Consider the following 7,697-nt stretch of genomic DNA (forward strand, 5'->3'; position numbering starts at 1 on the left):
TCCAATTGATTCTTCTTTTTTTTATCACTGGGGGTGTCTGATGTTACACGATTGTTACGCGTCCTTCACCGGCGTAAACAGCATTAGCGGTGTCCGGCTGCGTAGTCCTGCATGCCGGATACCGGTTATTATCAGCGTTATTTGGCTAAGTTTGCAAAATAATTCCGGCGCAGGTAAGGGTAACCGCGCGATGGATTGTCACAGGTGAGAAAAACACAAACGATTGAAAGAAGAGCCAATAGTAACACACACTGGCGACGTGCCCCGTATGGATGATAGGCAGTTTGAGCAATTGTTTAAAGCGTATTACAATCCGTTATTTGCCTATGCCTACACCATCGTCCACGACGAGGCGCTGGCCGAAGAAATTGTACAGACGGTTTTCCTCAGGCTCTGGGAGAAGCGGGAGGCCATTGCCATCCAGGTTTCCTGGAAGGCCTACCTCTATAAGGCGATTTATCATGAAAGCCTGAACAGCAGGAAACGGTGGCACCTGCATCAGCTGTATGTGCAGGGACAAGGCGAACCCGTCGGGGTGACAGACAGCACGGACGGCCGGGAACTGGAGGCTCGCCTCGAGGAAGCACTGCGGCAGTTACCGGAAAAATGCCGGACCGTTTTCCAGCTGAGCCGCTTCGAGGAGCTGAAATACCAGGAAATTGCCGACCGCCTGCAAATATCGATTAAGACCGTGGAAGCGCACATGGGAAAAGCACTGAAGGTACTGCGTGTGCAGCTGGCCGATTTCCTTGTAAGCCTGGCTTTTTTGCTGATTAATCTATTTAAGTTATGAACGACGAAATTCTGGTAAAGCATATGTTGGGCGAAAGCGATGCCGAAACACAGCAAACAGTACAGGACTGGCTTGCCGGAAGTCCGGAAAATGAGCGGCACTACCAGCAGTTGCTGTCGGCGTGGAAGTTAAGCCGCGACGCGGCGATGCCTGCCCACCGTGACAGCGATGCGGCATGGGAGCGGTTTAAAGGACGCCTGGCCGAACAACAGCGGCAGACCCGGTTGCGGCCAACAGCCACAATGCGATGGATGCGCGCTGCGGCAATACTGCTGGCCTTCCTGTCGGTGGGCGCGATCCTTTATGGCGTGCTGTACACGCCGATGGAGCGATTTGTAGGAAAGGACCTGACCTCCACGCACGCCGTGCTGCGCGATACATTGCCCGACGGTACCGTAGTTACCCTGAATAAGGGCAGTTCCATCCATGTTGCACCCACGGCACTCGCGCGCAGACGGGTTGTCAATATGGGCGCCGGTGAAGTCTTTTTCGATGTTGCCCGCAACGAAAGCAAACCCTTTGAGGTAACCGTGGGCAATGCCCGGATAACGGTGCTGGGCACGGCATTTAACATCCGGAAAATGGGCGACCGGGTCGCAGTCACCGTATCATCCGGCCGGGTCAATGTGCAGTACGATGCTTGGGCGCGGCAACTTGGTGCAGGACAGCGTGTTGTCATCGATCCGGATAACCATACATTTGTTGTAGACCGGGTGGAAGACAACCTGTACCAATACTACGTGGAAAACCGGTTTGTACTAAAAAATACCCCGCTCAGACGCGTCACCGAAATCCTGTCGGATGCGTACGGACAGCCCATCCGGATCGAACGTCCGGAACTGGAAAACCTGACGCTGACAGCGACCTATGAACGTAATTCGCTGGAGCAGATCCTGCATGTTGTTGCGGAAACATTGGCAGTAACGGTTGTAAACGAAGGGGGTACATGGGTAATCCGATAGCGGGTAAGTCCGCCCGCCGCGGGGGCTTTGTCTTCCTCGCCAGTTTACTATTGGCCGTTCTGACAGCTGGCCCGGTCCGGGCGCAGCACCTGCAGCAGCAGGTTGCTGTCCGGGAAATCACGCGGCAGCCCATCGCCGCCGTTCTAGAAACGCTGGGAGCCGGCGGAAATTTCCATTTTTCCTACAGCAGTGACCGCGTGCCGGCGGACAGCATCATTTCCATGCCTGCTTTTAACGGCTCGTTGCACGACTTTCTGCTGCGCCTGCTGGGGCCGCGGTACGACTTTAAAGAACTGTCGGGTTACGTAATCATCCGGTATTCGCCCAACCGGTTGCAGCCGGCCATCGAAATAGGAGAGGCCACGGACCAGCTGCTGGTAGTAGCGGGCCGCGTCACCGACGCACAGACGCAAACGGGTGTAGCCAATGTGAGTATCTATGATCAACATTCCTTTGCGTCGGCACTGTCGGACGGGCAGGGTTATTTTAAACTAGAGATCAGGAAACCCGAACCAACAGTATGGATGGGCGTGAGTAAGGAAAACTACCGGGATACCACGCTTGTGATATTAATGCCGGTAGAAGTACGCCACCGGAATCGGCAGCTTACTTTTCGGTATTATCCGGGATACGATAACGGCATGCCGCTGTGGCGAACGCGTTTCGGCCGTTTTTTTACCAATTCGAAACAGCGCGTGCAGCAGCTTAATATCGGAGCGTTTTTGGCCGAGCAGTCGTACCAGCTATCGTTGCTACCGGGCATCAGCACCCACGGGCTTTCCAGTAGCCGGACGGTCAGCCGTGTATCGTTCAACCTCATTGGCGGCCATGCTGGCGGGGTGAGCGGCGTAGAGCTCTCCGGCGTGTTTGCGCTCAATGAGCTGGATGTCGCCTATGCTCAGGCCGCAGGCCTATTCAACCTGGTCGGCGGCAACGTACGGGGGATCCAGGCGGCGGGCATTGCCAATCGTGTGGTGGGTTCATTCGAGGGCCTGCAGGTGGCCGGATTGTACAACGCTACGGGAAAACACATAACGGGCATGCAGCTGGCGGGTATCATGAACCGAGCTGGAAAGGTAAATGGCGTCCAGCTGGCCGCGCTGGTCAACCTGGCCGACAGCAGCGACTACCCCATCGGACTGGTCAATCTGATCAAAAACGGGCACCGTAACCTCTCAATAGAAGGCGACGAACAGGGTTATCTCCGGCTCAGTTTCCGGTCGGGGGGAAGGGTGCTTTATGGCATCATCGGACTCGGGTACGGACTGGCAGGCCAGCAGCTTCCATACCAGGTACAGACAGGTATCGGAGCACGGCTGATTACCGGGGCACTGGTAGGACTGAACGCCGAATTAACGGGCAGAGCAAACACCGATTTTCACCGGCAGCAGTTCCGGTATGACATGGCATTGCTGCCGCAGGTACGACTGACGCCATGGCTGGACCTCTACGGCGGCCCTTCGCTTGGCGCTGTTTCTAGCAATAGGCCGTTGCTAACCGATGAGCAGCCGTGGACGATACGCAGGTTCCGCGACGGAAAAGGAGCCTGGGTTGCCGGTTTTACGACCGGCATTCGCTATAGCTGGTAAATATTTTAAAAACGAGTAGGGGTAAAGCGCCGGCCGGTTGTCTTAGGTCAAAAATCGTAATAAAATGCAAGTTAACATGAAAAAAACAACTCGTTTGATGACCGTATGCAGCATCCTGATGCTGGCTTTCGCTTCCTGTGATAAGACCAGCGTTGTCGGAGCTGATGAACTGCCGAAAGAAGCCAGCATGTACCTGACCCAGCATTTTCCGGCACATGAAGTTACCCAGGTGGTAAAGGAGCGGGACGACATGAAGACCACGTATGAGGTTTACCTGGCCGAAGGCTACCAGCTGGAATTCGGTAAAAAAGGGGAGATCCGCAGTGTGGAAGGTGTTGCAAAGCTGCCGGACAGTACCGTGCCCGCACCCATTCTCGATTATGTAAAAACCCAATATCCGGATACGTTCATCGTCAGCTGGGAACTGGATGACCGCGGACAGGAAGTGCGGCTCTCCAATCGGATGGAACTGAAATTTGATCGGAACGGCAGCTTCCTGATGATTGACTAATGTCGAGGTAATCACCTGTTTGTCCGGGGACGGCATGGCGCCGGCCGGTACCGTCACCGGGCAATTTACAACCTGGTGACCTGTCCTGAAAGCGCGTGGCGACGCATAAAAAATCATCGGATAATTTCCTGGCCGGCACACCGCAATAATTAAGGAAAGAAAGCGTTTATTCCAGCAGTGGCCTGCGGAAGCACGGCACCGGTACATAAACATATCCGCCGATATGCGCGATAAAGAGACAACAACGGGCATTCAACGGCCAGACGCCATTGAAACCGTAACGCCACCACCGGCCCGGCCATTGCGGCACCGGTGGTTTGGTATGTTAAAGGAGACCTTTATCAGGACCAGTCATTGGGAATACTGGCCGGTATATGTCTTTTATGCGCCGGTTATTCCCTACTGGTTGTGGCTCAGCCTCCGTGCGCGCACCTTATTTTTCTTCAGTGCCGCCAATCCCGGCATGCAGAATGCCGGATTTACGCTGGCTAAAAAGACCGCTATCTATCGCCTCATTCCGGCAGCCTATTACCCGAAGACATTGCTTTACCCAGCCGGCATTGCCAGCGATGCACTCCGGCAATCGCTTGACGAAAACGGACTGCATTTTCCCCTGATGGCCAAACCGGATATCGGCGACAGGGGTGTACAGGTGAAACTCCTGCACACGGTGTCCGACCTGGAAGCCTATTGCCGGAGCAGCAAGGTGGATTTCCTCATCCAGGAGTTTGTGGATTACGAACACGAAGCCGGTGTGTTTTATTACCGTTTTCCGGGTGAAGCGCACGGGCATATCTAAGGTATCGTCCATAAAAACTATCTGACGGTAACCGGCGATGGGGTGTCGAGCATGGAACAGCTCCTGCAAAAAGAAGACCGGTATTTTATCCAGCTGCCGCGGCTCCGCGCGACCCACGGTGAGCGGCTGGATGAGGTATTGCCGAAGGGCTTGCGGTATACACTGCCTTATGGCAGCCATTGCCGGGGAGCCAAGTTTACCGATGCCAGCCATCAGGCCGATTACGCGCTCCGGCAAACCATGGATGAGCTATTCCAGCAGATCCCCGGTTTTCATTACGGACGCATGGATGTTAAATTCAAAAGCTGGGACGACCTCCGTGCCGGAACGAATTTTTCGATTATTGAGCTGAATGGCGCGGCGAGCGAACCCGCTCATATCTATGACCCTGCGCATTCTGTTTTTTTCGCCTGGAAGGAAGTCTGCCGGCACTGGCGGTTACTGTATCAGATCAGCAAAGCAAATGCGACCCGCAGCGGACTGAATCTCATGCGCATGTCCGATGGGCTTCGCATGATGAAAACACACTTCCGTAACCTGAAGCTCATGCGCTGACTTGAATGGGCTACAGCTGGTACTCCAGGTGCTCGCAGTAGATGTTTTCGTTGCGGAGCAGTCCTTCAATCAGCGCCGGCTGTATACCGGCAGTAACCACCCGTAAAATCCGGTCGCAGTCTTCCAGGTCAAAACTCCAATGTTTGACAAACGTGATTGACCGAAGGACAGTTTCCGCCCGTTGTACATGTTCCCGTGCGTTTACATCCGTTTTAAATATAAGTATTTGATCCATGGTAGCTATTTTTCATGATTTTGGGTATCTTCTTCCCGGTCCCGTACAGGGTCTGCGTCTTCCCATCCGCACCACCTGGCGCGCATTCGGGCTTTCATTTTCTCCCGTTCCGTTTCACTGAGATCCCGGAACCGGGCATCCCGGTATTTGCCTGCCCAGGGAGGACCTCCCCGTTTAGGGCCACCTTTTCCAAAGCCGAAGAGAATTTTACATAAAAAGAAAAGGGCCGTAGACTGCCATAGTGTGATGGTACTCACGCCCAAGAGCCCCGGCAATGTGTAATTCCACAAGACCATCACCAGGTAGCTCACCAGAAAAAGGAAGGCAATTGCCAGGATGGGAATGACTACAAACCGCATCCTGCTTTTAAATATTCTTTTCATTGATTAATTCGTTATTCATGTTCGTTCATTGATATCCATACGGTTGCGTTATTCCGCATGGTTTATTGCTTACCATTAATGATCCGTCAGTTCGTCGTAAAATACTTTCATCCGTTGCCGGAGGTGCAGCACGGCGTACCGTTTGCGCATCACCAGTTTCGTTATCGGCTCGCCGGTTAACTCAGCGATCTCGGCAAACGGAATACCGTCCAATGCATGCCAGATAAAGACATCCCGCTGTTCGGGTGGCAGTTCATCCAAAGCCAGGTACAGCTGCTGCCACATCATCCGTTCCTGGTATTCCGTTTCCGGATTGCCATCCGTGGCCGCCGGTGCGTCCGCGATTTCCGGTAATTCAGGATCATCATCCGTACGGGCGGGCCAGGTATGTTCCTTTTTTTTCCGGTGCCTGTCGATAATTTTGTTCCGGGCAACGCGGTACAGCCAGGCACCCAGCTGTTCCACGGGCTGTGAGTTGATGATGGAGCTCAGTTGGAACCAGACATCCTGCAACACATCCTCGGCATCCGCATCGCTGGCCACGCGTTTGCGGATAAAGCCGAGCAACACCCTTCCATAAGATTTTACAGCTGTTGAGATGTGGTGCTGTTTTTCATCGCTCATGAGATATGTCCTTGTTGCCGTTTCCATTAGCTGCTTATGAGTATAGACGAACGGATGCCGGAAACATTTCAAAAAAAATCATTTTTTTCTGACGACGCCATTTGCTAAGGCAGGAACCGCCATCCATCAGCGCCGTTTCGGGGCTGGCTGATACCCGATTCGAAGCGTGTCCACCCTGAGTCCGCGGTGTGTCCGCTATACATCCACCTGCGTGCGGCAAAACGTGGACTCAACGTGGACTCACGGTGGATTCAACGTGGACAGATGCCGAAGCAAGCCCGGCGATGTCCCGGAGCACGTACATGCCGGCGCGGCTTGTAGCAGTGGGCGATTTTCGTAAATTTGGGGTAACGTAATTAATTACCTATTAGCGTATGACAACGGAAGCATTCAGGAAATTTGCACTGACATTTCCGGGAACGGTTGAAAACCCTCATTTTGACCGTATGGCCTATAAGGTGGAAAAAAGGCGGATATTTGCTACCCTGCATGAGGTGTCCAATTCGGCGAATATAAAGTTGCCGCTACGCGATCAGGGTGTTTTTTCGACGTTTGGCAACGGGGCCATCTATCCGGTTCCCAACAAGTGGGGGCTTCAGGGCTGGACGACCTTCGAACTGCACCGGATTCCGGATGAATTGCTGCGGGATGCGCTGGAAACGGCTTACAACGACGTGTTTACGGCCCGCCCGGGAAAATAACCGGATCATATAACGCAGCTGTCCCCTGTATTTGCCGGACAAACACAGGGGACAGCATCGGGTAATCGGGTCTAAAGGCGCCTAATTCATCGCCATATCGGGCCGTTTGGAGTTGACGATCACCGCCCGCACGTAATTGCTCCGGCGGCCGGAGGGTGCGATCACCGTGGCTTTAAATACCCGTTCTTCACCCGGGGGTACCACCACTTTTACCGCTTCGCGGTATTCCAGATCGGTATCGGACGGATCAAAGTTGTCGATCGTATAGTAGATTTTCCCGCCCGCTACGGAAGATTTCAGCTGGTTAAACGTGTATTCCGATGCGTATATGACCGTATCCTGTAATCCCAGTACCTCAGGTACCCGGTATACCGTTTCGGTCCGGTCCAGCCTGGCCAGGTGCACAGGCACCCGGAGGGTGGAAAAGTCCTGCCAGTTTTTCTTTTTGGGGTCGGTCCATGCGATTTCCGATAGGGCAAAAAGCCGCGGAAAAATCGTGAATTCCACCTTATTCGGTGTTTCGATGTATTCCGTCCAAACATTGG

The 7,697-nt window shown here is 53.7% G+C and carries 11 protein-coding genes; 7 read left to right on the forward strand and 4 right to left on the reverse strand.

All coding sequences use genetic code 11. The features are described 5' to 3' along the window. The first annotated feature begins 223 nt into the window (after positions 1 to 223). The 6 genes from ABWO75_RS03265 (at position 224) to ABWO75_RS03290 (ending at position 5,209) form a co-directional block, all read left to right on the forward strand. The gene (locus ABWO75_RS03265) at positions 224 to 793 is read left to right on the forward strand and encodes an RNA polymerase sigma-70 factor (RefSeq protein WP_353182510.1); all 570 of its coding nucleotides are present in this window, start codon (positions 224 to 226) and stop codon (positions 791 to 793) included. Further along, the gene (locus ABWO75_RS03270; RefSeq protein ID WP_353182512.1) at positions 790 to 1,755 is read left to right on the forward strand and encodes a FecR family protein; all 966 of its coding nucleotides are present in this window, start codon (positions 790 to 792) and stop codon (positions 1,753 to 1,755) included. Before ABWO75_RS03265 ends, ABWO75_RS03270 begins: the two co-directional genes overlap by 4 nt. Then, positions 1,740 to 3,344, forward strand: a complete 1,605-nt coding sequence (locus tag ABWO75_RS03275) for a peptidase associated/transthyretin-like domain-containing protein (RefSeq protein ID WP_353182514.1) — start codon at positions 1,740 to 1,742, stop codon at positions 3,342 to 3,344. The genes ABWO75_RS03270 and ABWO75_RS03275 overlap by 16 nt, the downstream gene beginning before the upstream one ends. 76 nt (positions 3,345 to 3,420) lie before the next feature. Next, positions 3,421 to 3,855, forward strand: a complete 435-nt coding sequence (locus tag ABWO75_RS03280) for a PepSY-like domain-containing protein (RefSeq protein WP_353182516.1) — start codon at positions 3,421 to 3,423, stop codon at positions 3,853 to 3,855. A gap of 223 nt (positions 3,856 to 4,078) precedes the next feature. Beyond that, on the forward strand, positions 4,079 to 4,654 hold the full coding sequence (locus ABWO75_RS03285) for a hypothetical protein (protein WP_353182518.1): 576 nt from the start codon (positions 4,079 to 4,081) through the stop codon (positions 4,652 to 4,654). Positions 4,655 to 4,705: 51 nt separating this feature from the next. Continuing rightward, positions 4,706 to 5,209, forward strand: coding sequence for a hypothetical protein (locus ABWO75_RS03290; protein ID WP_353182520.1), 504 nt, complete (start codon positions 4,706 to 4,708; stop codon positions 5,207 to 5,209). A gap of 10 nt (positions 5,210 to 5,219) precedes the next feature. Here ABWO75_RS03290 and ABWO75_RS03295 read toward each other — a convergent pair whose 3' ends face one another. The 3 genes from ABWO75_RS03295 to ABWO75_RS03305 all read right to left on the reverse strand — a co-directional run bounded on the left by ABWO75_RS03295 (position 5,220) and on the right by ABWO75_RS03305 (position 6,451). Beyond that, positions 5,220 to 5,444: a hypothetical protein gene (locus ABWO75_RS03295; protein WP_353182522.1), complete on the reverse strand. Its 225-nt coding sequence runs from the start codon at positions 5,442 to 5,444 to the stop codon at positions 5,220 to 5,222. A 5-nt stretch (positions 5,445 to 5,449) separates the two neighbouring features. Then, the gene (locus ABWO75_RS03300; protein WP_353182524.1) at positions 5,450 to 5,827 is read right to left on the reverse strand and encodes a hypothetical protein; all 378 of its coding nucleotides are present in this window, start codon (positions 5,825 to 5,827) and stop codon (positions 5,450 to 5,452) included. Positions 5,828 to 5,902: 75 nt separating this feature from the next. Further along, positions 5,903 to 6,451, reverse strand: coding sequence for an RNA polymerase sigma factor (locus tag ABWO75_RS03305; RefSeq protein WP_353182526.1), 549 nt, complete (start codon positions 6,449 to 6,451; stop codon positions 5,903 to 5,905). 374 nt (positions 6,452 to 6,825) lie between these two features. On the opposite strand from ABWO75_RS03305, the gene ABWO75_RS03310 reads away from it, so the two are divergent. Further along, positions 6,826 to 7,152, forward strand: coding sequence for an MmcQ/YjbR family DNA-binding protein (locus ABWO75_RS03310; protein ID WP_353182528.1), 327 nt, complete (start codon positions 6,826 to 6,828; stop codon positions 7,150 to 7,152). Between the two features lie 81 nt (positions 7,153 to 7,233). On the opposite strand, the gene ABWO75_RS03315 is transcribed toward ABWO75_RS03310, so the two are convergent. Further along, positions 7,234 to 7,697: family 20 glycosylhydrolase (locus tag ABWO75_RS03315; RefSeq protein WP_353182530.1), on the reverse strand; the 464-nt coding region annotated here is incomplete at its 5' end.

Origin of the sequence: Parapedobacter lycopersici (genome assembly GCF_040395035.1) — a bacterium.
Taxonomy (GTDB): Bacteria; Bacteroidota; Bacteroidia; order Sphingobacteriales; family Sphingobacteriaceae; genus Parapedobacter; species Parapedobacter lycopersici_A.

Bases quoted from the DNA above. Each gene is read 5' to 3' on its own strand.
- ABWO75_RS03270 (WP_353182512.1), top strand. From the start codon at position 790: ATGAACGACGAAATTCTGGTAAAGCATATGTTGGGCGAAAGCGATGCC.
- ABWO75_RS03275 (WP_353182514.1), top strand. From the start codon at position 1,740: ATGGGTAATCCGATAGCGGGTAAGTCCGCCCGCCGCGGGGGCTTTGTC.
- ABWO75_RS03280 (WP_353182516.1), top strand. From the start codon at position 3,421: ATGAAAAAAACAACTCGTTTGATGACCGTATGCAGCATCCTGATGCTG.
- ABWO75_RS03285 (WP_353182518.1), top strand. From the start codon at position 4,079: ATGCGCGATAAAGAGACAACAACGGGCATTCAACGGCCAGACGCCATT.
- ABWO75_RS03290 (WP_353182520.1), top strand. From the start codon at position 4,706: ATGGAACAGCTCCTGCAAAAAGAAGACCGGTATTTTATCCAGCTGCCG.
- ABWO75_RS03295 (WP_353182522.1), bottom strand. From the start codon at position 5,444: ATGGATCAAATACTTATATTTAAAACGGATGTAAACGCACGGGAACAT.
- ABWO75_RS03300 (WP_353182524.1), bottom strand. From the start codon at position 5,827: ATGAAAAGAATATTTAAAAGCAGGATGCGGTTTGTAGTCATTCCCATC.
- ABWO75_RS03305 (WP_353182526.1), bottom strand. From the start codon at position 6,451: ATGAGCGATGAAAAACAGCACCACATCTCAACAGCTGTAAAATCTTAT.
- ABWO75_RS03310 (WP_353182528.1), top strand. From the start codon at position 6,826: ATGACAACGGAAGCATTCAGGAAATTTGCACTGACATTTCCGGGAACG.